This is a genomic window from Paenibacillus sp. GD4 (assembly GCF_030846225.1).
GTDB classification, from domain to species: Bacteria; Bacillota; Bacilli; order Paenibacillales; family NBRC-103111; genus Paenibacillus_G; species Paenibacillus_G silviterrae.
Genome location: NZ_JAVCYK010000002.1, coordinates 1,064,237 through 1,089,353, shown reverse-complemented (window position 1 = coordinate 1,089,353; position 25,117 = coordinate 1,064,237). Strand labels below are relative to the sequence as shown.

19 protein-coding genes are annotated in these 25,117 nt (G+C 53.1%); 15 read left to right on the top strand and 4 right to left on the bottom strand.

Features of this window, described 5'->3' with window-relative positions:
• The first annotated feature begins 258 nt into the window (after positions 1 to 258).
• From RAC89_RS27620 to RAC89_RS27565, 12 genes are all read left to right on the top strand, one after another.
• The gene (locus RAC89_RS27620) at positions 259 to 1,617 is read left to right on the top strand and encodes a diaminobutyrate--2-oxoglutarate transaminase (protein ID WP_306616930.1); all 1,359 of its coding nucleotides are present in this window, start codon (positions 259 to 261) and stop codon (positions 1,615 to 1,617) included.
• Positions 1,614 to 3,128: a pyridoxal phosphate-dependent decarboxylase family protein gene (locus RAC89_RS27615; RefSeq protein WP_306616929.1), complete on the top strand. Its 1,515-nt coding sequence runs from the start codon at positions 1,614 to 1,616 to the stop codon at positions 3,126 to 3,128. The genes RAC89_RS27620 and RAC89_RS27615 overlap by 4 nt, the downstream gene beginning before the upstream one ends.
• Before the next feature lie 6 nt (positions 3,129 to 3,134).
• Complete coding sequence (locus RAC89_RS27610) at positions 3,135 to 4,949, top strand: IucA/IucC family protein (protein WP_306616928.1); 1,815 nt, start codon at positions 3,135 to 3,137, stop codon at positions 4,947 to 4,949.
• The gene (locus RAC89_RS27605) at positions 4,942 to 5,553 is read left to right on the top strand and encodes a GNAT family N-acetyltransferase (RefSeq protein ID WP_306616927.1); all 612 of its coding nucleotides are present in this window, start codon (positions 4,942 to 4,944) and stop codon (positions 5,551 to 5,553) included. Before RAC89_RS27610 ends, RAC89_RS27605 begins: the two co-directional genes overlap by 8 nt.
• Before the next feature lie 31 nt (positions 5,554 to 5,584).
• On the top strand, positions 5,585 to 6,880 hold the full coding sequence (locus RAC89_RS27600; protein WP_306617822.1) for a lysine N(6)-hydroxylase/L-ornithine N(5)-oxygenase family protein: 1,296 nt from the start codon (positions 5,585 to 5,587) through the stop codon (positions 6,878 to 6,880).
• Positions 6,877 to 8,103 carry an MFS transporter gene (locus RAC89_RS27595; protein ID WP_306616926.1) on the top strand — a complete coding sequence of 409 codons (1,227 nt, stop codon included), beginning with the start codon at positions 6,877 to 6,879 and terminating at the stop codon, positions 8,101 to 8,103. Before RAC89_RS27600 ends, RAC89_RS27595 begins: the two co-directional genes overlap by 4 nt.
• Complete coding sequence (locus RAC89_RS27590; RefSeq protein WP_306616925.1) at positions 8,076 to 9,935, top strand: IucA/IucC family protein; 1,860 nt, start codon at positions 8,076 to 8,078, stop codon at positions 9,933 to 9,935. The genes RAC89_RS27595 and RAC89_RS27590 overlap by 28 nt, the downstream gene beginning before the upstream one ends.
• Positions 9,919 to 11,184 carry an AMP-binding protein gene (locus RAC89_RS27585; RefSeq protein ID WP_306616924.1) on the top strand — a complete coding sequence of 422 codons (1,266 nt, stop codon included), beginning with the start codon at positions 9,919 to 9,921 and terminating at the stop codon, positions 11,182 to 11,184. The genes RAC89_RS27590 and RAC89_RS27585 overlap by 17 nt, the downstream gene beginning before the upstream one ends.
• A gap of 35 nt (positions 11,185 to 11,219) precedes the next feature.
• Positions 11,220 to 11,453, top strand: coding sequence for a phosphopantetheine-binding protein (locus RAC89_RS27580; protein ID WP_373430114.1), 234 nt, complete (start codon positions 11,220 to 11,222; stop codon positions 11,451 to 11,453).
• Between the two features lie 12 nt (positions 11,454 to 11,465).
• Positions 11,466 to 12,446, top strand: coding sequence for a DUF6005 family protein (locus tag RAC89_RS27575; RefSeq protein WP_306616922.1), 981 nt, complete (start codon positions 11,466 to 11,468; stop codon positions 12,444 to 12,446).
• Entirely contained in the window at positions 12,439 to 13,287 is an 849-nt protein-coding gene (locus RAC89_RS27570; RefSeq protein ID WP_306616921.1) for a sugar phosphate isomerase/epimerase family protein, read from the top strand. Before RAC89_RS27575 ends, RAC89_RS27570 begins: the two co-directional genes overlap by 8 nt.
• A 116-nt stretch (positions 13,288 to 13,403) precedes the next feature.
• Entirely contained in the window at positions 13,404 to 14,201 is a 798-nt protein-coding gene (locus tag RAC89_RS27565) for a polysaccharide deacetylase family protein (protein WP_306616920.1), read from the top strand.
• Positions 14,202 to 14,329: 128 nt separating this feature from the next.
• Here RAC89_RS27565 and RAC89_RS27560 read toward each other — a convergent pair whose 3' ends face one another.
• Positions 14,330 to 14,656 (bottom strand): winged helix-turn-helix transcriptional regulator, encoded by a 327-nt coding sequence (locus RAC89_RS27560; RefSeq protein ID WP_284646095.1) that lies wholly within the window; start codon positions 14,654 to 14,656, stop codon positions 14,330 to 14,332.
• A gap of 143 nt (positions 14,657 to 14,799) precedes the next feature.
• Between RAC89_RS27560 and RAC89_RS27555 the strand changes: the two genes are divergently transcribed.
• Entirely contained in the window at positions 14,800 to 15,978 is a 1,179-nt protein-coding gene (locus tag RAC89_RS27555; protein ID WP_306616919.1) for an MFS transporter, read from the top strand.
• Between the two features lie 136 nt (positions 15,979 to 16,114).
• Positions 16,115 to 17,575, top strand: a complete 1,461-nt coding sequence (locus RAC89_RS27550; RefSeq protein ID WP_306616918.1) for a HEAT repeat domain-containing protein — start codon at positions 16,115 to 16,117, stop codon at positions 17,573 to 17,575.
• Between the two features lie 828 nt (positions 17,576 to 18,403).
• Here RAC89_RS27550 and RAC89_RS27545 read toward each other — a convergent pair.
• From RAC89_RS27545 to RAC89_RS27535, 3 genes are all read right to left on the bottom strand, one after another.
• Positions 18,404 to 19,531 carry an IS110 family RNA-guided transposase gene (locus tag RAC89_RS27545; RefSeq protein WP_306612462.1) on the bottom strand — a complete coding sequence of 376 codons (1,128 nt, stop codon included), beginning with the start codon at positions 19,529 to 19,531 and terminating at the stop codon, positions 18,404 to 18,406.
• 304 nt (positions 19,532 to 19,835) lie between these two features.
• Complete coding sequence (locus RAC89_RS27540; RefSeq protein WP_306616917.1) at positions 19,836 to 20,627, bottom strand: helix-turn-helix transcriptional regulator; 792 nt, start codon at positions 20,625 to 20,627, stop codon at positions 19,836 to 19,838.
• A 217-nt stretch (positions 20,628 to 20,844) separates the two neighbouring features.
• On the bottom strand, positions 20,845 to 21,711 hold the full coding sequence (locus RAC89_RS27535; protein ID WP_306616916.1) for a TetR/AcrR family transcriptional regulator: 867 nt from the start codon (positions 21,709 to 21,711) through the stop codon (positions 20,845 to 20,847).
• Positions 21,712 to 21,981: 270 nt separating this feature from the next.
• Between RAC89_RS27535 and RAC89_RS27530 the strand changes: the two genes are divergently transcribed.
• On the top strand, positions 21,982 to 25,104 hold the full coding sequence (locus RAC89_RS27530) for an efflux RND transporter permease subunit (RefSeq protein ID WP_306616915.1): 3,123 nt from the start codon (positions 21,982 to 21,984) through the stop codon (positions 25,102 to 25,104).
• Positions 25,105 to 25,117 lie beyond the last annotated feature (13 nt).

The following is a 25,117-nucleotide window of genomic DNA, read 5'->3' as shown; positions in this document are numbered from 1 at the left end:
TTTCCAACGCCGTTTAACGGCAGGGGCAGCTCTTTTTGTTGTGTTTCGGCAACTTGTTGAAAATGATAATCAATATCATCACAAGCCCATTTTATTGCGAAAGGAATAAGCTGTCAATTGTTTTTTTTGGAAAAAATGTATCTTATGACCGCTGACAAAGCTCCAAGAAAAAACTGTTGCATTGATAATGATTATCATTTACAATGAGCCACGTTAGCGATTTGTAACTTATTCCCAAAAGGAGGATGCACGAAGAGTATGAGCAATGCGACGTATCTCAGCAGCCAGGAACGACGCGAATCCAATGCCCGAACGTACCCGCGTAAGCTCCCCATAGCTGTTGTCGAGGGAAGGGGCGCGTATCTTAAGGACGCTGACGGGAAGCAGTATTTGGATTGTTTATCCGGAGCCGGCACACTTGCTCTAGGTCATAATCATCCCGCTGTTCTAGGCGCGATTCAAGATGCCATCAGCTCCGGCCTGCCGCTTCATACACTGGATTTGACAACCCCGGTCAAGGAACGCTTCGTGGACGAGCTCTTTCAGGTGCTTCCGGACGAGCTGGCACGCAGGGGGCGGATCCAGTTCTGCGGGCCCTCGGGTGCGGATGCCGTTGAAGCTGCTATGAAGCTCGTAAAGACAGCGACCGGGCGAAGCACGATGCTGTCCTTCCAAGGCGGCTATCACGGAATGACGAACGGGGCGCTTAGTGTTACCGGGAATCTTCAGCCGAAGCGCCGTGTATCCGGCCTCATGCCGGGGGTGCAATTCCTGCCCTACCCGTATGAATACCGGTGCCCGTTCGGTGTCGGCGGAGAGGAAGGACATCGAATCGGCAGCCGGTATATCGAGCGCCTGCTCGACGATCCCGAAAGCGGCGTTACCTCGCCCGCGGGAATGATCATGGAGCTCGTGCAGGGAGAAGGCGGCGTGATCCCGGCCCCTGACGAATGGGTGCATCAGGTAAGACGAATGACGAAGCAGCGCGATATCCCGCTGATCGTCGATGAGGTTCAGACGGGGCTTGGACGCACGGGACGCATGTTCGCGATGGAGCACGCAGGTGTTGTACCCGATGTGGTCATAATTTCCAAAGCGATTGGAGGCAGCTTGCCGCTTTCGGTCCTTGTGTACAAGGAGGAGCTGGATCTTTGGGAGCCGGGGGCGCACGCGGGAACGTTCCGGGGCAATCAGCTTGCTATGGCGGCGGGATTGGCTACACTGCGGGTCATTCGGGAGGAGAGGCTTGCGGAGCATGCCGCAGGCATGGGGGAACGCTTGCTAGGACACCTTAGGCGTATTCGCGGATCGGTCCGGTCGATCGGCGATATCCGGGGGAGAGGTCTGATGCTTGGTGTGGAAATGGTCGATCACGAACGACCTGCAGATCTTCTGGGAAGCTATCCGGCTCATCCGGTGCTGGCAAGGGAGATTCAAAGGCAATGCTTGCATCGGGGACTTATATTGGAGCTGGGGGGACGGCACGGAAGTGTGGTGCGTTTTCTGCCGCCGCTTATCATCACTGAGGAGGAGATCGACCGCATTGCCGAACTATTCCACGACGCCGTACTGAGTGCGGAGATCATTTGTTATGCAGGTGAGGAGGCATTGACGTGAACCGGGACTTTGCAGCGCATTTCGTGACTCCCAATGAAACGAGTCAAGCAAGCTACCGTCGGCATATGAACGATGCGACGAACATCCTGCTTTCTCATTTTGCAGGCTCGGCACGGCCCTACAGCGGCCTAAGTCCGCAGGAGCTTGCAGTCCGGCTGAGGGAGCATCCGGTATGCCCCGAGGAGGGTGTGCCCTTGCCGGAGGTGCTGCAGTTTATCGGCGAACAAGTGCTTGAGCATTCAGCCGTCGTAACGCACCCCGCCTGCATGGCTCATCTGCATTGTCCGCCTCTTCAGTCCGCGCTTGCTGCCGAGGTATTGATCTCAGCGGCTAACGCATCGATGGATTCATGGGATCAGAGCATGTCGGCAACCATACTAGAGCAAGATGTGATCCGCTGGTTGGCCGGGATGATGGGGCTGGCGAAAGGCGACGGGGTGTTTACCGGGGGTGGAACGCAGTCCAATCTGATGGGGCTGCTGCTGGCAAGGGATCACTATGCGTATACCCGCTGGGGCTGGAGGATCCAGCAGAAGGGACTTCCGGCGGAAGCGGGACGCATGCGGGTGCTGTGCTCCGATTCGGCGCATTTTACCGTGAAGCAATCCGCTGCTTTGCTCGGACTGGGGCATGAGTCGGTCGTCCATATTCCCACGGATGAAGCAGGTCGAATGCAGCCGAAGCTGCTGGAGCAAACCGTCGTGCGTCTGAAAAGCGAAGGATTCCTGCCCTTTGCGCTTGTGGCAACGGCAGGCACGACGGACCTGGGAGGCATCGATCCGCTGACCGAGCTTGCGGAGATCGCACAGAGAGAGGGGCTGTGGCTGCATACCGATGCCGCTTACGGCGGAGCCCTGATGCTTAGCGGGAATCACGCTGCCAAGCTCACGGGGATCGAACGATCGGACTCCATCACTATCGATTTTCACAAGATGTTTTATCAGCCGATCAGCTGCGGTGCCTTTCTGGTGAAAGACAAGACCCATTACCGCTATATTCGGATGAAAGCCGATTATCTAAACCCTCAGCAGGACGAGGAGGCAGGCGTCCCGAATTTGGTCGACCATTCGATTCAGACGACGCGCCGTTTCGATGCCTTGAAGCTGTACACCACGCTGCGGCATCACGGAAGGGCGGGACTGGCGGCGATGATCGATCATAATGTTCTTCTGGCCCGGCAAACGGCACAGCTGATCAGGCAGGAGCCTCGCTTGGAGCTGCTGGCGGAGCCGGCGATCAGCACGGTAGTGTTTCGTTTTGTTTCGGATTCGTGCCATGATCAAGACGGGGTTCAAGAGCGAATCCGAAGCAGGCTACTCCGGGAAGGGCTTGCGGTCGTTGCCCGTACGAGGGTAAGGGGAAAGGCATGGCTTAAGCTAACCCTGATCAATCCCCTCGCGGAGCTTCAGGACACGGGTGAAGTACTGCAGCAGATTGTTCGCATCGGAACGATGCTGGAATCGGAGTCACAAGGAACCATAGGAAATGTTCCATACCATATCGGGAGGTAATTCAGGATGAGTATACTGCAGACGAAGACCCCGGCAGGGGGAGGAACGCTGGATGCACGCAGGATTGCCAATCGGGCTGCTTTGCAAAGTCTGATCAACTGCATCCTTAGAGAAACGGATATGGCTGCTTGGGTTGAACAAGACGGAAACATCAATCTGCGAATCGATCTCCCTAGCCAGAAGGGCTCGATTCATGCGTCCGTTGCTTACAAATCCTCTACCGGAAGGCATTTGATCCAGTTTCCCGTACATTGGCTGAATGCCCAGAGGGAGCTTCAAACGGCGGAGGAGCCGCTTTTGATCCGTCGTCTCATTCAGGAGCTGCAGCTGAAGGCTCCGGGTGCAAGTTCCAGGCTTGCGGAGGAACTGATCGAAAGCATAGAAGAGAGCTGCGCCTTGACCGAGCGCATTGTAGCAGCACGGGCTGAGGATATTCAGGAGCTGTATGGCTGGGAGGGGGACTTCCTGACGGCAGAGCAAGCGCTTGTCTTCGGACATCAGCTGCATCCGACGCCGAAGTCCCGCTCAGGTATTTCGGAGGAGCAGCTGGCCGATTATTCTCCGGAGCTGAAGGGCAGGTTTAAGCTGCATTACTTCCGGGCTCACCGTTCGATTGTGAGAGAAGACTCCGCACGGAAGGACTTAACGGCAACCGAATGGATTGCTTCCGAGCTCCGGACGGCCTTGTCAAGCGACGGGGAGTTTGCAGAGAAGCTGTTAGAACTGAACGAGTATGCGTATATACCCCTTCATCCTCTGCAAGCACAGGTACTGCTGGCGAAGCCGCCTGTACAGATGCTTCTTCAGGAGGGTCTGCTGCAGGATGTCGGGCCTTTGGGAAGAGAATTTGCCGCAACCTCCTCGCTGCGGACGGTATACCACCCGCAATCACGCTGGATGGCTAAAGGCTCTATTCCGGTGCGGATAACCAATTCCGTGCGAAGCAATCGATGGAAGGAGCTGGAGAGGGGGGTCGAGGTGGCCCGGCTGCTGCAAACCGCCGTCGGTCAAGTATCCGAGCGATATCCCGGCTTCGAAGTGATCAGAGATCCCGCATATGTATCCATAACACTGGAAGGGGAAGAGGAATCGGGCTTTGAAGTCGTTCTAAGAGAAAACCCGTTCTACGGGGACGATAGACGGCATGCCGCCGTTGTGGCTTCCCTGCTGCAGGACCCGCTCCCGGGAGCGGAATCCCGGCTTGGCACGATCATCCGTACCTTAGCGGAACAAGAGGGCCGCAGTACAGAGGAGGTCAGCTTGGACTGGTTCCGCCTTTATCTGCAGCTGTCACTGAAGCCGATGCTCTGGCTGTTTATGACCTATGGCATCGCGCTGGAGGCGCATCAGCAGAACAGCATCGTTCAGCTTTGCGGCGGATACCCTTCAAAGTACTATTATCGAGATAACCAAGGCTACTATTTCTGCGAGTCGACGAAGGAGCTTCTGCGGCAGCAGCTGCCGGACATCGGGGAGAAGAGCTTTACTTTCTGCGAGGACGCCGTTGCCGACGAACGCTTCCGTTATTACTTAATTTTCAATCATTTGTTCGGCATCATCAATGGCTTCGGAACGGCGGGTTTGGCGGATGAAAAACAGCTGCTGCGGCAGCTTCGCGAGGCGTTAAAGGAGTTCGAGCCGATCAATCGGCCTTCTTCCCGGTTCTTGCCCAGCTTGCTGACCGAGCCGCAGCTTCCTTGCAAAGCGAATCTGCTGACACGGCTGTACGACATGGATGAATTAGTGGGAACGCTGGAGAATCAATCGGTCTATGTGCTCGTTGAGAATCCTCTGGTTACGGAGGTATCGTGCGATGAATAGTGCCGTTATTCCGAATCTGTCTCCGCTTTGGGATCATGATGAGCCTGTCCAGGTCGGGGACCATAGCCTTAGGGAGGAGATATCCTTTCGCAGGGTTCTGCTCGAGGAGGATCTGGACCGACTGCATAACTGGCAGCATCAGGAGCATGTCATCCCTTACTGGCAGCTGAATCTCCCGCTGCCGGAGTACCGTCGGCATTTGGAGGGCTTCTTATCGACGCCCCATCAGACGCTTTGCATCGGGCAGCTGAACGGAGTGCCCGTCAGCTACTTCGAATCGTATTGGGCGGCGCATGACCGCATCGGCGCCTACTATGAAGCGGAGCAGGACGACCAAGGGGTGCACCTGCTCATCGGCCCCCCGGCCTTTGTCGGCCGGGGGTATGCGCTGCCGTTGCTGCGAGCTTTAGTGCGGCTGCAGCTGCGGCATCCGGGCACAGAACGGATCATTGCCGAGCCGGATGCCCGCAACAGCCGGATGCGGCATATTTTCGAGAAGTGCGGCTTTCGCTTGGTTCGGGAGCTTCAGCTCCCGGAGAAACGGGCATCGCTCATGATCCTTGAGCGGAGCGTTTTCGAGAAGCTGTACGGCACGGAGGGATAGAAGCGTGGACCATAAACGAAACGCGAGGGAAATGTACGACGTCATCGGTGTCGGCATCGGCCCCTTCAACCTGGGCTTGGCTGCTTTGCTTCAGCGAGCTCCGGAGCTTCGCTGCGCCTTCCTTGACCGCAAACCGGAATTCGACTGGCATTCCGGCATGATGATCGAGGGGACTACACTGCAGGTGCCCTTCTTTGCAGATCTGGTCACGATGGCCGATCCGGCGCACCCGCTCAGCTTCCTCAGCTATTTGCACGATCAAGGGCGGCTGTATCACTTCTACTTTCTCGAAAAGTTTCATATCTCCCGCAAGGAGTACAACCATTATTGCCGCTGGGCTGCCGGACAGCTTGCTTCCTGCCGGTTCGGGCATGAGGTTCGGGAGGTGCGGTTGGAGGAAGCCCGAGGGGGCTTTCAGGTGACTGCTGCCGACTTAAGTACGATGGGGGAAAGCACATACTATACGAAGCATCTGGTGCTGGGAGTAGGAAGCGTTCCCTTCATTCCAATGCCGCTTCGTGTACATGCCGGGTCCGGCGTTTTTCACTCGGCAGAGTATCTCCGGCACCGGGAACGCTGCAGAAGCGCACGATCCGTTACCGTGATCGGCTCCGGTCAGAGCGCGGGAGAAATTGTGCTTGATCTGCTTGGCACCCGGTCGGAACCGGGCTTTCGGCTAGATTGGTTTACCCGGTCGTCCGGATTTTTGCCCATGGAATATTCCAAGCTGGGTCTGGAGCACTTCTCTCCGGAATATACCCGGTATTTCTACCGTCTGCCGGCAGTCTACAAGGATGAGCTGCGCAAGCGGCAAAGTCTTCTCTATAAGGGAATCAGCGCCCGAACCATTGCGGATATCTATGATGCGTTGTATGAGGCGGGGGCTGCAGGAGGGTCGGGTCCGAAGGTTCGGCTGCTGGCGAACACGGAGGTGCTTAAGCTGCAACCCGCCGACGGAGACGGCTATCGTTTGCTGTGTAGGCAGTGTGAGCAGGAGCGGAGCTTTGAGCATCAAAGTGATATTGTCATCCTAGCAACCGGCTATGAGCATGCAGAGCCCGCTTGTCTGCGGGAGCTTGAAGGAATACTTGTGCGGGACGATCAAGGGCGGCTCGTCATTAATGAGGACTACTCAATACGTCTGAGAGGCAATACAAGCAGCCGCATTTTTGTCCAAAATGGTGAGCTGCATACCCACGGTGTCGGCGCACCGGACCTTGGACTCGGCGCTTATCGCAGCAGCATAATTGTCAACCGGCTGGCTGCACGCGAGGTGTATCCGCAGAGGGAACGGCATGTGTTCCAGCAGTTCGGAGTCGACGAATGAAGGAAAGTGCTTTGTACCCGGGCAGAGCCGCCGCCCAGTTTTCCCTGCTGGGCTGTATCTTTCTGGGGCTGTTCACGGAGGTGCTGCTGTCGCCTTATTATCCGCAGTTTTTCCGTCAAGTCTTTGGAATTGAGAACTACGGCTTTACCGGCCTCTACTTATTCATGTGCCGGGTGACTGTGCTTTTGTTCTCGCCTCTATGGGGATGGCTGTCGCGGAAAGTAGAGGTCAAGCGTCTCCTGTTCGCAGGACAGCTCGGCACGGCAGCGGCTACAGCTCTTCTTTCGACGGCCGGGCAGCCGGAAACCTTCCTGCTGCTGACGATTCTTCTGCTGATGTTCAAGAGCAGCTACATGCTTATGTACCCCATGCTCATGGAGCTCGGGGGCGCGGGAGGTCAGGCGGCGTCGGCAGCGAGGTTTCACGCCGTCCATCATGCCGCCATGCTGCTTGCTGCCTTAGGCGGTGCGCACATGCTCCGTTTGGAGGAGCCCCTTAGCTTGTTCTATGTGGCGGCAGCAGCGGACGTAGTGCAGCTGTTGATTTGTGTATGGGCGCTTCGAGGGTGGAACGCCTTGCTCCCTCGGCAAGCGGAGAAGTCCGATCGGCTTCCGCTTAGACAGCTCCTGCACAATCGTCATGTGCTGCGAATCGGGCTTTTGTTTCTGATACTGGTGATGGCGAATCAAATCGTACGCCCTTATTTTACACCGTATGTGGAGATGGCGTTCGGAATGAGTACGACTGCTGCGGGCATGCTGTTTTTACTGCCCCATGCGCTTGCCCTGCTTCTGCTGCCGTTCCTGCGGATTCTAAGCAGCTCAGGAAGGCTGGGGCTGCTCTATGGTCTCGGCTTATCGGCGATGGCCGTCGGTCTTATACTGCAATCCGTCGCATCGGGTTTGGCCCTGCTGATCATCGGTCGAATGCTGTACGGCTTGTTTTTGGCGGTAACCATGGCTGTACTGGATATTTTGCTGTTTGAGCGTCAGCGGAGTACAGGGGCGGTCATGGCGTTCAGCATGATCGTGTCGTTCCAGACGACCGGTGAGCTTGCCGCTCCCTTGCTGTCGTCGACTTTGGTTCAGCTTTTTGACTTGCATGTGCCGCTCGTGGCTGCCGCCGTTTTATGTATTTGCAATATCGCAATCTTCGCCGGAACAGGATCATCTGCAAGAAGAAAGGGGGAGCACGCATGGAACAGCCATGGCACCAAAGTATAGTGGCTGCAGAAGCATTGCAATCCGAAGCTTATCGGGAGGTACGCAGAAGAATTTTCCGGCAGCTGGCGGAATCCGTCATCTACGAAGGAATCGTCAGTGTGGAAACCTATGCCTGCGGTGAGAATACGGCCTTTATTATGAAGGGGACGGATTCGAAGGGGCAAGCGGTAAGCTACCGCTGTGTAGGCCAGACTCGTCTCTCCTTCGGCCGCATACTGCTGCTGCCGGACACGTTCTTGATCAGAGAAGCCGGCAAGGAAGAGGCGGAAGCTTACTCTTTGAGGCTCTTCGTGGAAGAAATACTGCAGGTGCAGGGCGCCGCTTCCGATAAGTTGAGTACCTTCGCAGAGGAGCTTGAGCAAACGCTGCTGAAGGACACCCTTGCCCAATATGTCTGCCGCAAGGAAGCGCCTTTATTGTCTTCGCAGCACGGGGAAGCGCTGGAAGCGAGCGTCATGGACGGCCATCGTTACCATCCCTGTTATAAGTCCAGAATTGGCTTTACCTTTGCGGATCAAATGCACTACGGTCCGGAATTCGGGGAGGATATCACGCCCCTATGGTTTGCCATACGGAAAGAAGGTGTTCCTCTAACGCTGCATCCGGAGCTTTCCTGGGATTGTCTCTTGGAGGAGGAGCTGGGTACGGCCGTTCTCTATGATTTTCAATTAAAGCTAAGTAGTTTGGACTGTGAGCCGTCGGAGTATACCTATGTCCCTGTGCATCCGTGGCAGTGGGGCAGCATCATGTCTCGATTGTCAGGGGAGCTGCAGACAAAACACATCGTTATGCTAGGGGTTGCAGAGGACCGTTATCGAGCCCAACAGTCCATTCGAACCTTATCGAATCGAACTTCTCCGATGAAGGCTTCCATTAAGCTGTCGATGAATCTCGTAAATACGTCAAGCTCCCGGCAGCTACTGCCGCATCTGACGGTAACTGCGCCGGTCATTTCGTACTGGCTGCAAAACGTTGTCGCTTCGGATCGTTACCTTCGGGAAGAGGCAAGAGCCGTCGTACTGCGAGAGGTTGCTGCTGCAGCCTACGAAGGTTTCGGCGGGACGGCAGGTGACCCTCTGTATGGGGCTATCGGCTGCATATGGCGGGAAAGCCTTACCCGCTATCTCCGGCCGGGCGAGGCTTCAGCACCTTTCTTCGCTCTGTTTGCCACGGAGCAAGACGGAAGCGGGATTCCTCTCATCGAGCCGTGGCTGCGGAAGTACGGGATCGAGCCTTGGCTGATCCGGCTGATCGACCGGTGCGCGATCCCAGTGCTTCACCTGGCGGCAGTGCATGGCATTGCGACCGAATCCCACGCGCAAAATATGATTTTGATTCACGAAGACGGGCTTCCTGCAAGGGTTGCGCTCAAGGATTTTCACGAGGATGTGCTGTATTATCCTTCTTTCTTGCCTCAGCCGGAGCTTTGTCCCGACTGGAAGGAAGTCCACAAGAGGTACTCGGACCCAGCCGTCAGGGCCAACTTCGAGGCGGAACGTATCGAGCCTCTTCGGTACTTGACTTTAGGCGCGTTGTTCTTCGTGAACCTGGCTGAGCTAGCCATGCTGCTTGCCGACCGGTATGGGTATCAGGAGCAGCGCTTCTGGGAGCTTACGGCGGAGCGGATCCATCGGCACGGGGAGAGAAGCCCGCAATGGAAAGCCCGATTGGAGGAGCTGAACCTATTCACACCGACTACCTGCGTCGAGCGGCTTACCTATAAACGGCTGACTTCTTCGCAGGTCGGGCGAATGCACGAGGTAGTCAATCCGCTTGCCCCTTACAAGGCCGGATGGACAGAAAGGGAGGAGAATCATGCGATTTCGGGTTAATCATGTGAGCTATGATATTTCTGATATTCGAAAGCAGTGGCGGGCGTGGAGCCGTCAAATACCGCTGCGGGAGCTGGAAGGAACGCGGGTAGCTCTATGCCTGGCTGATGCCGCAGAGCTGTTGCAAATGGTTCTTTATACCAGAGAGTTCGGCTGCTCCGTTCTCCTGCTGCATGGAGGAACACCGTTCGTGACGGCAAGGAGGCTCGCCGGGGATGCCGGCTGCACCAGGCTGCTCTGCGGAATCGGCGACGGCTTACTCCAGCTTGACACTGAGCCGAAAAGTACGGAAGTGCCGCTGCAGTCGGGAGGACTGTTAATGTACAGTTCCGGAACGACGGGCCTTCCGAAGCTGATCGGCCGCAGCTGGACGGACATTGACCTGGAAATTGCAGCATACAACCAAGCGCTGACACTGGATCCCGAGATCACCCCTGTGGTCATTTCACCGGTGAATCATGCGTACGGCCTGATCAGCGGTGTCTTATCGGCATTGGCAAGGGGAGCCGAACCCCACATTGCGACGTATACGAATCCTAAGCTTACGATCAACCTGCTGCAGGAAGAAACAAGGCATATCCTCTATGGCGTGCCTGTAACCTTGCATACGCTGCATTCTCTCGCTCCGAAGCAGCGCTTCTATCAGCTGATGAGCTCGGGAGCCCCGATGCCTCAAAGCTTGCTTGAGCTTTTATCCTCGGTCACAGTGGAAGGGGTTGGCCAGCAGTACGGCTGCTCGGAGGCCGGCTGTATCAGTGCCGTCAAGGCGATGGAAGTGTGTCATGAGGTCGGAAGGCCGCTTGAGCATATGGAGGTAACGGGTGCCGGGGAGGATGCAGGGAGGCCGGCTGAGCTTGTTGTCCGGGTAAACGGACAACAACTCATCCGCACGGGTGACCTTGTTTACGTAGAGAAAGGGAGCCTCCATTGGATGTCCCGGCTGGATGATGTCATTAATGTATCGGGGCTTAAGGTATACCCTGCCGAAGTAGAGAACGTGATTCTTGGTCTGGAAGGCGTACGGGAATGCGTGGTTTACCGCGGAAAGCATCCCGTTATGGGCGAGCAGGTCCTATGTATGGCGGCTGCAGAGCCAAGGGTTACGTCGGATGCCATCCGAAGCCGGTGCGTGGGGCGGCTGGCCCCTTACAAAATCCCCTCACAAATTCAGCTTGTCGAAAAGCTGCCGAGGAATGCGACCGGCAAGATCAGCCGGAAACAGCTGGAGGAGGCGGAGCGTAATCAATGAAGCAGGGTCAATGGATTTTTTATTTGGAGCAATGGATGAAAACAAGGCTGGGACGAAAGGACATTCCGGCGCTGCAGGAGCAGCATCGGTTAAATGAAGATCTCGGCATCGATTCGGTGATGCTGCTTCAGCTTTTGGTATGGATGGAGGTGGAGCTGGGTCTCCCGATTCCGGAGGAGGAAGTCGATCCGAGGATATTTGACACCGTAGGCTCCCTTTTGCAATTTATGGAGAGCCTGCAGGGCTGCCGAAACAACACACCATGCTAGGGGGGGAGTCTCATGTTTGGATGGAAGGAGCAGCGCATCAAGGTTCACTGTGTGGCCAGCTGCTTGTGCGAGGTTGTGAAGCGTTATAGTGAGATCGATTACCGTCCCTTTTACTTCGGGGTGTGGGATGAACCCTTCGCGGTGAACGAGAACGGGCTTTCGTATTTTTCGCCTGATTTTAAGCATGAGCGGATGCTGCGGTGGCACGAGCACCTGTTCGGCTCCCGTGTGTCCCGCTGGCATGATGCGCACCTCGGGGCGGAACGCAACGCGCAGCGACTTATTGAGCTCGTTGCCGATACGAACGATCACTTTCACGTTGTCGTTCAGATCGACATGTCCCTGCTCCCGGAGCGGGAGAACAAGTTTCAGCTGTCCCCGTTTCCTCATTATGTGTTGGTATCGGCAACAGAGAAGAACGAGGAATGGTACCTGCTGGACGCGGATATGAAGTGGGAGGGCCGGGTGGACCGTGACTGGGTGGTTCAGGCATTTGTCGGGAATCCGTATCCGGACGGATTTGTTATCGAGACCCAGCACCTGCGCTCTCCGGATGAGGCGGATGTAAGCTCGTTTTTCTATGATAGCTGTCCTGCTTCATCCAGTCCGCTTGCTTCAAGTCTTCGGGCGATGATTACCTCTTATGCTTCCGATTCTGTGAAGCTGCCTCAGCTGGCGGATGCGCTCAAGCATCTGCACGTCATTGTCATACGGAAGTACAGCTACGATTACGCACTGATGTTCTTGCACGATGAGCTGGGGCTCGGGCGGGAGCATTATGAACATTGGGCGCAGCAAATCCGGGATGCGGTTCAAGCCTACAATACCGTGCAATATATTGCCGTCAAAATGGCCCTGACGGGCCGGACGAACCAGCTGCCCTCCGTTATGGAGGCTTTGGATCGAGCGGATGACCTGGAGCAGCGGCTGAAGAAGGAGCTGGAGCGAGAGGTCTCGCTCTGGTCAGCGATGAGGAGGGCTGCCCATGTCTGATTCAGGGGCATTGCTTTGCTCGCTATGTACGATTTCGTTTCGTCACGCTCTCATCTCTTTCGACCAGATCCTGCAGTATGCCGACCGGCACGGCTTTGACGGTGTGGAGCTATGGGGAGTCCATGCACGTCAGCTGTATGAGCAGCGTCAGCAGGAGCGCTTGTCGCTAGGACGGCTCCATGTGTCGATGATCAGCGATTATTTGGACATCGGCTCAGACGCGGATATGGCTGCTACGATCACAAGATGCTGCGAATTGCTTAAGGTCGCGGAGTGGGCGGACGCGAAGCATATCCGTACCTTCGCAGGGAGGAAGCCGAGCAAGCTTGTCAATACCAAGGAGCTGGAATGTATTGTCGGGCAGCTGCGTATTCTTGGCGATTTGTGCTTGGCGCAGGGGGTTACCCTCTTAGTCGAGACCCATCCTGGGACGCTTGCCGACGATACGCAGTTCTCGCTCCAATTAATGCAGATGGTGGATCATGAAGCGGTAGGGCTTAATCTTGATTTTCTCCACCTGTGGGAGGCGGGTGACCAACCTGTGGAAAGCTACCGGCAGCTTGAACCTTGGGTGGGACATTTTCATTTTAAAAATGTTGCCACCAGAAGCTATTGCCACGTCTTCGAACCCCAGGAAGTATATTCCCCCAGCGGCAAGCGGGAAGGGATGGCGGCGTTGGGAGACGGTGCCGTCAATTATCGCGAAATCCTTCGTCATGTAGGACAAAGCGGGAAATTTGCCTCCTTGGAATGGTTTGGAGCCTCCCCGTTTACCAGGCTTAGTACGGACCTGCAATGGCTGCGTCAACAGCTGAACCAAGCGACTGCGGAAATAGGGTGAATGAACGTAATCCGGTTGGAAATCGCCTGATATTCCAGCTTTCTAAGATGTGGAAAATGAAGTAAACTAAAGGCAGCTTGTAACTAATGGGTAAATGTACGATTGGAGGAGAGGAAATGAGAATTCGGTATGACCGTTATCCGGGAGGCAAAACGAAGGCGTTGACCCTCAGCTTCGACGACGGGCGCGACCATGACCGCCGGTTCGTTAGCAAGCTGAACGAGTACGGCTTGAAGGGAACGTTTCACCTGAATTCCGGCTTTTTGGGCAAAGAAGGGTACATAACCAAGGAAGAGATCGCTTCGTTATACGCGGGGCACGAGGTTTCGGCGCACACCGTCGATCATCCGTTCCTGGAGCAGTCTCCGCCCGATCAGATCGTACGGGAAATCACTGAGGACCGCAAAGCCTTGGAGGCGCTGACCGGGTATCCGGTGCGGGGGATGAGCTATCCGTTCGGCACTTATAACGATCGCGTCGCCCTGCTTCTGCCGGCGCTCGGAATTGAATATGCGAGAACGACAGCAAGCCACGGCAAGTTTGATATGCCTTCAGATTGGCTGCGCTGGCATCCTACCTGCCATCACAAGCAAATGGTGGAGCTTGCCGACGTATTCGTTGCCCACCAGCCTCGCCACTCGAAGATGGCGCTGCTCTACGTCTGGGGCCACAGCTACGAATTCGAGAACGACGGCAACTGGGATCTGATCGATCGCTTTGGAGAGCGGGTCGGTTCCCGCGACGATATATGGTATGCCACGAACGCGCAAATCGTCGAGTACGCGCATGCGATCGGGCGTCTTCGCTTTTCTGTTGACGGGCGTCTCATCCACAACCCGTCGGCGAGTTCGGTTTGGGTCAGCGCGGAGGGCGATTGTGTGGAAATTCCGGCCGGGCAGGTCGTTCGGCTGTAGCTATCCGAGAATTCCCTAACGGTTGCGGATATTCGGGAAGGGTAAGCTTTCCGAATATCCGTGCAACATTCATTATGCATAGTGTCCGGTTTGCTGAAACATCCGCCCCTCGGGCCCCGCTTTCAATATTACTTATTCCCCCATCGCAAGGCCCATTTCTCCATTTCCTTCAAAGACGACTGAAAGTCAATCCCCTTCTCGGTCAATGAATATTCCACAGACACCGGTACGGTTGGATACACCTTACGTTCAACAATGCCGCTCTGCTCCAAATGACGCAGCGCATCGGTCAAGGATTGACGTTTGACAATGGCAACATCCCTGTGTAGCTGATTGAAACGTTTTGGTCCTTTAGAAAGCTCTGCAATGATGAGGAAAGCCCATTTGGCCCCTAAAATTTGTAGCACAGAGCAGATGGTGGCACTAGTTTGCCCTTCTTCCTGAGGTTGGTTCATCGTCGTCCTCCAGCTTATTAAAAGTTAGTAGGTCATAATATTTGGATTATGTCCAAATAATTTGCCTTCTTACATAAAATTCATAAGCTCATTATAATTCACTCTAAAGAACAATTAAAGTGAATGAAAGGAAGGATAACACGATGGTTAAAGGAATGATTTATATTCTCACCCTGGGAGTATTTCTTACAGGAACCTCCGAATTAGTTGTCTCCGGCATCCTTCACATCCTGGCCCAAGAATTACACACGTCGATCGCTTTGGCCGGACAGCTGATTTCAGCGTATTCCATCGCTTTTGCCATTGGGACGCCCGTCGTAGTAACGATTACTTCTCGGATTGATCGAAGAAAAGTGCTGGTCGGCGCATTATTGGTCTTTATATTCGGGTGCTTAACTTCCGCCGCCAGCACGACCATTCTTCAGATGATGGTCTCTCGAATGATTCTGGGGGTCAGCGCGGGTGTTTATCTTGTAGTAGCTTTAGGGGCGGTTGCTAAACTCGTTGCTCCTGAGAAGCTGGGAAGCGCCATCGGTACCATCGTTCTTGGATTTAGCAGCGCGATGATCCTAGGAGTGCCGCTTGGCATTATGATGTCCGGCTGGTTTCATTGGCAAGCCATTTTCTTATCGTTAGCATTCCTCAGCGCGATCATTGCCTTCTTCGTGTTTCGTTTTTTTCCAAGACTGGAAGGAGATTCGCCGGTTCCGTTTAGAGAGCAATTCAAGGTTTTGGGAAGCTCGGTCATTGTGACGGGACTCATGATTACACTTTTTCGCGAATCGGGGAATTCCGTCTTATTTACTTACTTGACCCCTTATTTAACCGACATTTTGCATGTGGATTCTTCTCGCATTAGCTTGATTTTGCTGGTGATCGGCATTTTTGGAGCCATCTTCTCGCGTCTCGGCGGTTACGGCGTTGATCGGTGGGGGGCCTCTCGAATCGTTATGCTCAGCATCATCATTCATATGGGGGCGCTTGCGCTGCTGCCTCTTGCCGCTGCCTCCTTGTGGGGCGCTTTGACACTTGTCACACTAATCGTAGCCTCCATGTTCTTGGCGGGGCCGGCCATCCAAACCTATTTTATTCAGCAGGCGCCTCAATCGGCAAGCCTCGTGCTAAGCCTTAATACATCCATGGTTCACTTAGGCTTAGCTGCAGGGGCAGGGGCCGGCGGAGTGATGATTAGCTCCAGTTCTACGACCTTCTATAACCCGATATTGTCATGTTTCATCATAGCGCTTAGCCTGACCTTCGCCATCATCAGCTTTTCCTCAAAAAAGGGCCAGGGAAAGCAGGGTGCGTATTCGATCCCATAACGTGTGTGTACTGTCAGAGTGAAATTACTGCAAATTGGTTGACTATCGTACAAATCATTTTCAATTTTCCAAATACAGGGGGCCTCGTTGTAGGTACAATAAGCATGTAAGCACCGAATACAAGGGGTGGTAGCGCATGTTGGACACCAAGTATTTGTTGACGGATGAACAAATGATTCATTTTATCACCAAAGGGTACCTTGTGCTCACCAACGATCTGCCGGAGCAGCTGCATCGGCGAGTCATGGATAAGATTTATTACGTCCTCCATGAAGAAGGAAACCCGGGCAATAACATCCTTCCGCGAGTGCCGGAGATTCAGCAGTTCTTCGACACGCCTACCGTGAAAGGGGCTCTTACCAGCGTTCTTGGCCCGGACTACTACATGCACCCCCATAGGCATTGTCATTACAACCGCCCGGGGAGCCAAACGCCGGGAGGCGGGCAATGGCATAAGGACGGGTATTGGTCCTCTATGCGCAGCCATCGGCCGTGGTGGGCGATGATATTCTACTATACTCAGGACATTACGGAGGAGATGGGACCGACGGCTATCATGCCGGGGACGCAATACTACGAGAAGTTTCTGGGGGACAGGGGAGAAACGCTGCTACCGACCGGCAAGGCGGGGACGATGGTCTTGGTGCATTTTGACCTATGGCATAAGGCCTCGCTCAATGTTTCCGAATTTGACCGCTATATGTTGAAATTCCAGTTCACCCGTCTACGGGAGCCGGAAAATGCTAGCTGGAACCACCAAAGTCCTGATTTTCCCGTGCCCGATGGTCTCCCGGCCCAGCACCCGAATTTGTGGCAGGACGTATGGGAGTGGCTTCGTGCGGCGGTTCCGGAATCCGCGAAGAAGGAGCAGCCGGTTCAAAGCCCGCAAGAGCTTGGCGAGCTGGTAAGTGAAGCATCCGAAACCGACGCCTTGAATGCAAGCTATACGCTAGGGCGTATGGGAAAGGAAGGAATCGCGGAGCTTGCCGCTCTTTTATCGGCAGGGACCCATCTGACGGCGGAGCGTGCCGCCTATGGACTTCAAGCGGCCGGATCGGAAGCCGTACCGGCCCTGCTGGAGCTGCTTGCGCATCAGGATGAGAGAAGACGAGGCCTGGCGGCGTTTGTGCTCGGCATGATCGGACCGGGCGCCTCGTTGTCAGTGCAGCAGCTGATTGAGCGGCTGCAAGATGGGAGCAGCTGGGTTCGCCGCAACGCCGTCGAAGCCTTAGGTATGATTCGGGAACCGGTTGAGCAGGTTGTGCCGGCGTTAACCGAAGCGCTGCTGAATTCGCTTCAAGAGGAAACGAACGACGCGCCGCAAGCGGGTTCGATGTACGTGAGCCAACAGAGCTATATCAAGAATAAAATCGGCTATACAGCAGCGCTATCCTTGCTGCGTACCGGCAAGGACGGCGATCCGAAGCAGGTAGTCCAGGCTCTTGAACAGGCCCTTTCCAGCGGGGACAGGTATGTTCGGGCTTACGCGGCCGAGGCACTCAGTCATTTGCGTACGGAAGAGGCCATAGACGTTCTGGTTCGTTACTGCCGTACCTCGCGGTGGTGCTCCGATACAAGTAAAGCGAGTACCTTTTGACAGGTAAGATATCCTCTTAGACATGAATGCACTTCTGCGAATCGAATCCCCTCTTTGGTATCGCCTGTGAGAAGGCCGTACATGCCAGGCAAGGGATGTAATGCTGCTATAGAAGTCAATTTCACAATTAGAAAGCCCTTGTGAATAAGGTTACCAAATGGCATGGGCAACACGAAGGCGAAAAAAATCGAGCCTTTGTCGATCTCGAACTAAATGTACAGTTCATAATTGGTTACCTGTGGCAGATAGATGGCGTTACAGGCGTCTTGCGCTTATATCGGCCCGGTAATGCTCCCTGTAACGTTATGAAATCACCTGATATGAACGAAACCGTCAAGTGCTCAGCACTTACCCTTGATTTGGAGTGCTCTAAAGTAAGCCTGTCAAATGCCTTTTTTGACAGGCGGTTCACTCTGCCCATACTTTTTTACTTCGGTCTGGCTGATCAAGCCAGACCCTGCCCTACGGCGAGTAACGGGGTGCAGGGGGCGTGCTCCCTGCTGTCTTTCTTTAATTTGAGCTTGTGGTTCGAATGAGTTTCATTCCTTGGCACGAGGGCAAAATGGTTCTTTGCGCCGGTTGGCAACCTGATATTCGTGGGTTATCACAAGTGAATTGTATACGACCAGAGAGCTTACCTGCTAAACTTACGACGCGCATGAAGCCGCACTACCTGAAAGATTGACTTTGCGCAGGTGATTTCCGCGGATTATTACTCTCTGCCTTGCTTTAGTACTTTGCCCTCGAGCCAAAGAATGTAACGTAACGCATTGCCTAACTCACTAAGCCGGAATCACTTCCTTTTTCATTCAATCATACCCTTATTTTTTATGCTGTGATGCTGTTTTTTTGCTTATCTACTTCCTTGGCTATGGCCCATATGAAACCTATAAGCTCTCGGGCTACTGCGGCGATGATGGTTCCTTTGTGCTTTCCTTTGAAAAGGAGCTTCTTGTATTTGTGGTGTAATCGCTTTTGTGCTTTCCAGGAGATATTGACAATTTCCGAACTCAGTCCTTTTTGCCTATCTCGCAGCGTTTTCCGTATGGCAGGTGAGCTCCGATAGCTCCAGGCGGCTTCAACCAATACCCTACGTATATGGGCATTTCCAGCTTTCGTTATCCCACCTTGCCAACGACTCCCCCCGCTAGAACGTTCTGATGGCACCAGCCCCACATAACTCATGAGCTGCTGAGGGGATGCGAATCTTCCTGCAATGTGGCCAAGTTCCGAAGCTACAGTAACGGCTGTAATTAGGGCAACGCCATGGAGCCCCTGCAATGCTTGGATCATGGTCGCTTGGCATCCTTCACTCGTTTGCTTCTCCATCTCCGCTTCATATCTTCGGATCCGGTTCGTAGCTTCTTGGATGCTGTTTCGGTATTCTTGGAATACCATATCCTCACAACACCGAGAAAACCGTAAAGTATCTAACCAATTTTCATATGGCTGAGTCCACACTCGAACGCCCTTGGGCGGGTGGATCTGATGGCGAAGCAGAAATTTGGTTAAACGCTGTTTATGCCGATTCCTGTCTTGTACGGCATCTTCCCTGGCCCGAACCAAATCTCGCAAGGCTTCATCCTCGGGACGTGGTACATAGATCTCTGTCAATTCATTTGCTCTCCAGAGCTGCGCTAGACGTACAGCATCTCTCTTATCTGTTTTTATTCGAGTATTCCCCTCTAAGTCTGTTGGTGCGATGACGCTGCATTCCACATACATCTCCAAAAGCCATCGATACAAGACGAACCCCGTAGGGCCAGCCTCATAGCATATACTTAACTTTACGTCATCATCTTTCATTAACTGATTAACTAGTTTACGAACAGCCTCCTTCGTATGCGAGATGACACCATGGAACCTGACGGGTTCATTTCTATTTTCGGGGGCGATGGCTACAGCTATTTTTTCTTTGGATACGTCTAGACCAACATATTTTATGGTTATACTCATTACTAAACCGACTCCTTTTGTTTGTAGCTCTGTTTTGGAATATTGATTTGATTGCTCAATCAATTGATTTCCAAATTCACCCTACGTAATGCAAAATGGTAGTCGGTTTCGTTCATTTTAACTTACTGTACCCAATATGCGTTCATCTGCCACCGTAAGATGAAAAAATCGCGTTACAGGCGTCCGGCGGTTATATCGGGCCGGTAACGCTTCCATGGGTAAAATGGATGTGAGGTGGACTTGTGTTCTAATATGTATAACACGCATAGATGTACAAAAAACCGTCCGGGATCGGACGGTTTTTTTACTTCAATTCGTCTCTGAATTCCGAGGGGGTTCTTCCGGTATGCTGCCGAAACAGCTTGGAAAAATAATGAATCGAGGAAAAACGGTGCTTCTCCGCTATCTCCGTAATACTGAGGCTGGAGAACTGAAGGTCCTCCTTCGCACGGTTCACTCGAAACCCGTTGATGTACTGTACGGGCGACATGCCGGTTTCCCGCTTGAACAGCTCGAAGAAGTATCCGCGGCTGATCCGAAGCTTCCCGTAGTAGGACTCGAGCGGCAGCAGGCTACCGCGAAGCAAGTCCTGGTCCAACTGCTCCAGCAGCTTGCTCATGCGCGGGTCGGGAATGTGTTCAGCTTTTAGCGCATACGAAAGAAAGAACTCAATGAATTTTTGAAAATGGCTCTGCACCTTCAGACTTCGCATATACGTTCTTGCATTGGGGTACTCGTTGGGCGTGTAAAACTTCTCGAAATACTCGATCCAAACCCAAAGCTTGTCAACGATCGTATACTCCGGAATGGCAAATGGGAAAGCCGGACCGATCAGGGAGGGCATAGCGGGGGCTTCGTTATAACAGATGAAGCTGGGATGTTCGAAAACCTCTCTCCGATCGACCGGAGACCAATCGAAATAACAGCAGACATGCACCATAGGATCCATCTTATCCGCGATAAAATCATGCTGCTGTCCGGCCGGAATGTAGAGGAGCGATCCCGGTGCCGCTTCGTAACGGCGATCCTGTACAGCCACAACCCCTTTGCCCTCGCTGATTAAGATGAGGGAGGAAGAGTAGCAAATTCTTGCCATACTTCGTTGCCCTTTAGAGAAAGGATACCGAGTTGCGTACTGCACATAAGGATGTAGTGCGGCGAAATCCATAGGAATCCACTCCGTCTCATCTCAACAGCCTTCATAACTGTATTACGATTATGATACTTAACAAACTTGATAACCTTATGAAAAATGATACATTTATAACATTGAAAATTTTGATATTTTTAATAATATTACGAATTCAGCGTTGTTATGCTTCCTTCTGTATACAAGCAAATAAAGCGTCCAGCTTCGCAGCCGCACCAGGAAGCTCCCGAGTCAGCGTAGCCAAATATGAATGCATCCCCCTAATAATAACCGGGTTCGGCAGCTCCTTGCCTGTCTCTTCGATGACGGCTTCCAACGCTTGTTGAATCGCACTCGCCGATTCGGGCGGCAGCGCTAAGGAGCAAAACCACTCCTTCATCGTACGAATATGCGACTGCGATGATTGTGCACTATCCGCTGCAAAGATTCGGTGTAACATGAATCCGGCCGAGACCAACGGCTCCGGCTGCTCGCGCATTAGCCCTTCTGCGATGTCATCAAGTCGGTTCAAGAGATAGGAAGCCAGCTCGGGCGGATTTAGCGGCGCTTGATACAAGATGTAATGGAATAAGTATTCCTTCAGCATCCCGTTCAGCATGTTAGCACAATCGTAGGCATGCGGTTCAATGGCAGACCCGTACAGCTCGGCGATATGCTTCTCTACCCAGCGAATCGTGTACACGGACTGCTCGACAAGCAGCTCCTTCACCCCTTGAACTAAGAATGCCGTTCCCTTCATATGAAGAGAAAGAAAATCCTCGTCCTCTACCACCAGCGAAATTTGAAGCTCAATGGATTTCAATAGCTTATCCCTCGCGGACAATCCAGCGTCGGCCTCCGTCTCCTGCAAGCGGGTACGAATCGAATCCATATAATACTGAAAAATGGAGATCAGCAGCTCTTCCTTGGAGGAATAGTGCTGATAAAACGCCCCCTTGGAAACACCGACGAGACTCACGATGTCCTGAACGGAGGTTGTATGATAATCGCGTTCCCCGAATAAACGGACAGCGGCTTTAAGTATTTGCATTTTCTTGTCGTTCATAATCCACTTCCCTCGTTCATGTATTCTTCCTATGGGGAAGGCTCAGTCATGCCGTGTAGTGTCATTGTATATTCTATCTGAAAACGTGTCAATGATGTGACTGACTGGTCAGTTTGGGTATATTAACTAAGATAGACAAGCAGCTTTTCTATTGATTTTCATGTGATATGACTTTATATTAATAAATGATATGACCAGTCGGTCGGGAAATTGAGCACGCCCCCAAAGAGCGTATTTTGAAGAAGGAGTATGCAAATGAACAAAATGACCGATTTTTCATTAAAAAATGTTGCGGCCATCATTATTATCAGCGCTCTGCTGTTTATGGCTGGCGGCTATTCAGCTACTACCTTGAAGCAGGAAAGCATGCCGGACATTTCGCTTCCGCTTGTTTTTGTAAGCACCATGTACCCGGCGCCGCCGAAGGATGTCATGGAGAACGTCACGAAGGTACTGGAGAAGCGGATTGTCGGAATCGAGGGGATGAAGCAGCTCAGCTCTACGTCCAATGATAATTTTTCGGCCATTACGGTAGAGCTGGTTAACGGTCGCAGTCCGGATGATGCCAAACGGGATATCGAAGCGGCGATTAAGGACATCAAGCTGCCCGTCGGAGCCAGTGAACCGAAGGTTTCCAAGTTCGGCTCGGCCGATTTCCCGGTATATTTCGCCGCGGTGCACGGGAAGGAAGGAATGAATCAAGAGGAGCTCAACCGCATCTATAAGGATGTCATGGAGCCTACGCTCAGCGCCATGGATGGAATCGATCATGTGGATTCCGTGGGTCAATACGAAGCTACCTTGAAGCTGAAGCTGAATATCAATGCCATGAATAACTATGGCTTAACGCCGCAGCAAGTACAACAAGGCATTCAAGCGGCCATCATGACGTCGCCCGCAGGAACGGTGGAGCTGAACGGAACCTCCCAATCGGTCCGTGTGGAAAGCGACTTAACGACGATTTACGGTCTGGAGAATATGAAGCTGACCACAGCCCAAGGGGCGACTGTGCTGCTTAAGGACATTTCCACAATCGAGGCCGTATCGGATTCAAAGTTCATTACTCGTTTGAACGGGCAGCCGGCGATCGGGATTACCCTGTTCAAGAGCAAGGATGCCAATACGGTTCAATTCTCCGATAATGTGGACAGTTTATTCTCCGGCTGGGAACAAGAATTCCCGAATCTTCAGTTCACGAAGGTTTATAATGCTGCCGACGAAGTGAAGAAATCCATCAATGGAATGTTGAAGGAAGGTATGCTGGGGGCCCTCCTGGCATCCATTATGATTTTGCTGTTCTTACGTAATGTGCGAATGACCCTGATCGTCCTGGTTTCCATTCCATTATCCATTCTCATCACCTTATGCGTCATGGCGTCTCTCGATATCACCTTGAACATTATGACGTTAGGCGGTTTGACTATCGCTGTCGGACGTGTCGTAGACGATTCGATTGTCGTTATTGAAAATATTTATAGCGAGCTTCAGCAGGCGAAGGAACGTGAAGATTCGGTCATCAAGCTGGCTACGGCCCGCGTGGCTTCCGCGATTACTTCATCTACCATTACTACCGCCGGAGTATTTTTGCCGATTGCTTTTGTCGGCGGGATTCTCGGAGACATTTTCCGTCCGTTCGCCATTACGCTCGTGGTTGCACTGATGTCTTCCTTGATCGTGGCACTTACCGTGATCCCGATGCTGGCGAAGCTGCTTGTACTTCACAGCGATAAGATCCAGCATCACGATGAAGAGCAAGTGGGCAAGATGGCGGGTAAATATAAGCAAGTGCTTGTTTGGTCCTTGAACAATCCGAAGAAGACCATTCTGGTATCCGTACTTGTGTTTGTCATTGGGGTCGGCGGAACTGTACCGTTCCTCCCTGCGGCCTTTATGCCGGAAAGCGAATCGAACCGACAAGTACAGTTTACCTTCAAGCTGCCGCGGGAGACTTCTTTCGAATCCATGGATTTGAAGATGAAAGAAATCGAGAGCCTGATGGCTGATGCGAAGAGCTCTGCCGGTACACCTGTCTTTGATTATTATGAGGCGATGGTAGGCTATGATATGCAGGATACCAGTGGAGAACGGGTTCCTTATCGGGCAAGCATCATGGCTTCCGTTGCCAAAGGGCTGGATGCGGAAGATACAGCCAAAGAATATAAAGAAATTTTGCTTGGAATGGTTCCCAAAGGCTCGGAGGTCGAGGGCTCGCTGCTCCAAGGCAACATGGGGGGCACTGGAGAGGACTTTGCCTACCTGCTAAAGGGTGAGGATCAGAACCAGCTAATTGCCGGGGCTGAAGCCGTCAAGAAAAAACTGCAGGAGTTCCCGGAGCTTAAAGAAATCGAAGACAGCTTAAGCGAGAAAAAGCTGCAGGTGGTCGTCGGCGTCGATCAAAATAAAGCAAGGCTGTACGGACTTTCCTCCGCTCAAGTGACGGAAGCTGTCCGGATCTGGCTGGCTAAGACCAATATCGGAGATTTGAAATTCGATAATGTCACCTTTACCACGCAGATTATGATACAAGACGAATTTAAAAACTCCATGGAGAAGCTTGGCAGTATTCAATTGAAGACTCCGACAGGAGTGACGATTCGTCTCGATGAAATCGCTAAGCTGCGTCAGGTTGATGCTCCAGCGTCCATTACAAGGGAATCGCAGGAGCAATATGTAAAAATATCCGCCAAAATCGACAGTAAGGATAAGGGCGGCGTGAGCACACGCGTAACCGAAGCGCTTAAGCAGGTCGAGCTGCCTTCCGGCGTTCGCACCGAGGTCCAAGGGGTCAACGAAGACATCCAGGAAAGCTTCGGACAGATGGCTGTAGCCATGGTCGCAGCAATCTGCATTGTGTACCTCGTCATGGTTATCGCCTTCGGAAACGCCAGTGCGCCTTTCGTCATCCTGTTCTCACTGCCGCTTGCCGCCATCGGAGGCTTCCTGGGACTGTTCGTTTCCGGGGAATCCATTAACATTACGTCTCTGATCGGTTTCTTGATGCTGATTGGCGTCGTGGTAACGAACGCGATTGTACTGATCGACCGTGTGCAGCAGCTGCGGGAGGAAGGCTTTAGCGCCCGGGACGCGTTGGTGAAGGCTGGACTGACGAGGCTGCGTCCGATCATCATGACGGCGGGAGCTACTGTGCTTTCCTTGCTACCGCTGGGCTTAGGCTTCTCGGAGGGTACCATCATTTCCAAAGGGCTTGCTGTTGTCGTGATCGGCGGCTTGACCACATCTACGGCGCTGACCCTGGTAGTCGTTCCGGTCGTGTATGAGGTTATTGATAGGATGAACCAAAGAGTATCCCGTTTATTCAAAAAGAAGAACAAAAAGAACGATGCCGCATCCGCCCAGTCCGTAACCGCAGTCCACTAAGCTAAAGGAGAAG

Excerpts from the sequence above, each read along its gene's own strand:
- RAC89_RS27620 (WP_306616930.1), top strand. The coding sequence starts at position 259 with ATGAGCAATGCGACGTATCTCAGCAGCCAGGAACGACGCGAATCCAAT.
- RAC89_RS27610 (WP_306616928.1), top strand. The coding sequence starts at position 3,135 with ATGAGTATACTGCAGACGAAGACCCCGGCAGGGGGAGGAACGCTGGAT.
- RAC89_RS27605 (WP_306616927.1), top strand. The coding sequence starts at position 4,942 with ATGAATAGTGCCGTTATTCCGAATCTGTCTCCGCTTTGGGATCATGAT.
- RAC89_RS27600 (WP_306617822.1), top strand. The coding sequence starts at position 5,585 with ATGTACGACGTCATCGGTGTCGGCATCGGCCCCTTCAACCTGGGCTTG.
- RAC89_RS27595 (WP_306616926.1), top strand. The coding sequence starts at position 6,877 with ATGAAGGAAAGTGCTTTGTACCCGGGCAGAGCCGCCGCCCAGTTTTCC.
- RAC89_RS27590 (WP_306616925.1), top strand. The coding sequence starts at position 8,076 with ATGGAACAGCCATGGCACCAAAGTATAGTGGCTGCAGAAGCATTGCAA.
- RAC89_RS27585 (WP_306616924.1), top strand. The coding sequence starts at position 9,919 with ATGCGATTTCGGGTTAATCATGTGAGCTATGATATTTCTGATATTCGA.
- RAC89_RS27580 (WP_373430114.1), top strand. The coding sequence starts at position 11,220 with ATGAAAACAAGGCTGGGACGAAAGGACATTCCGGCGCTGCAGGAGCAG.
- RAC89_RS27575 (WP_306616922.1), top strand. The coding sequence starts at position 11,466 with ATGTTTGGATGGAAGGAGCAGCGCATCAAGGTTCACTGTGTGGCCAGC.
- RAC89_RS27570 (WP_306616921.1), top strand. The coding sequence starts at position 12,439 with ATGTCTGATTCAGGGGCATTGCTTTGCTCGCTATGTACGATTTCGTTT.
- RAC89_RS27565 (WP_306616920.1), top strand. The coding sequence starts at position 13,404 with ATGAGAATTCGGTATGACCGTTATCCGGGAGGCAAAACGAAGGCGTTG.
- RAC89_RS27560 (WP_284646095.1), bottom strand. The coding sequence starts at position 14,656 with ATGAACCAACCTCAGGAAGAAGGGCAAACTAGTGCCACCATCTGCTCT.
- RAC89_RS27555 (WP_306616919.1), top strand. The coding sequence starts at position 14,800 with ATGGTTAAAGGAATGATTTATATTCTCACCCTGGGAGTATTTCTTACA.
- RAC89_RS27550 (WP_306616918.1), top strand. The coding sequence starts at position 16,115 with ATGTTGGACACCAAGTATTTGTTGACGGATGAACAAATGATTCATTTT.
- RAC89_RS27545 (WP_306612462.1), bottom strand. The coding sequence starts at position 19,531 with ATGAGTATAACCATAAAATATGTTGGTCTAGACGTATCCAAAGAAAAA.
- RAC89_RS27540 (WP_306616917.1), bottom strand. The coding sequence starts at position 20,627 with ATGGCAAGAATTTGCTACTCTTCCTCCCTCATCTTAATCAGCGAGGGC.
- RAC89_RS27535 (WP_306616916.1), bottom strand. The coding sequence starts at position 21,711 with ATGCAAATACTTAAAGCCGCTGTCCGTTTATTCGGGGAACGCGATTAT.
- RAC89_RS27530 (WP_306616915.1), top strand. The coding sequence starts at position 21,982 with ATGAACAAAATGACCGATTTTTCATTAAAAAATGTTGCGGCCATCATT.